The sequence below is a fragment of the Salinivibrio sp. VGrn1 genome, from assembly GCF_009377995.1.
Classification (GTDB): Bacteria; Pseudomonadota; Gammaproteobacteria; order Enterobacterales; family Vibrionaceae; genus Salinivibrio; species Salinivibrio siamensis.
In genome coordinates, this window is the sequence record NZ_SATA01000025.1 from 1 (window position 1) to 675 (window position 675).

Genomic DNA, 675 nt, shown 5'->3' on the forward strand with positions numbered 1-675 from the left:
TCTCAGCACACCTTCAACAGCTTACACAACGCTCCCCTACCCAATATCCATAAGGACATTGCCGCAGCTTCGGTGTATCGCTTAGCCCCGTTACATCTTCCGCGCAGGCCGACTCGACCAGTGAGCTATTACGCTTTCTTTAAATGATGGCTGCTTCTAAGCCAACATCCTGGCTGTCTGAGCCTTCCCACATCGTTTCCCACTTAGCGATAACTTGGGGACCTTAGCTGGCGGTCTGGGTTGTTTCCCTCTCCACGACGGACGTTAGCACCCGCCGTGTGTCTCCCGGATAGTACTTACTGGTATTCGGAGTTTGCAAAGGGTTGGTAAGTCGGGATGACCCCCTAGCCTTAACAGTGCTCTACCCCCAGTAGTATTCGTCCGAGGCGCTACCTAAATAGCTTTCGGGGAGAACCAGCTATCTCCGAGTTTGATTGGCCTTTCACCCCTAGCCACAGGTCATCTCCTAACTTTTCAACGTTAGTGAGTTCGGTCCTCCAGTTGATGTTACTCAACCTTCAACCTGCCCATGGCTAGATCACTCGGTTTCGGGTCTAATGCTAGCAACTACTCGCCCAGTTAAGACTCGGTTTCCCTACGGCTCCCCTATGCGGTTAACCTTGCTACTAACATTAAGTCGCTGACCCATTATACAAAAGGTACGCGGTCACCCCA

Annotated in this window: 1 rRNA gene; it reads right to left on the reverse strand. The window is 51.9% G+C overall.

The annotated features are described in order from the left end of the window. Nucleotides 1-675, reverse strand: a 23S ribosomal RNA gene (locus EHW56_RS15240); the annotation flags it as partial.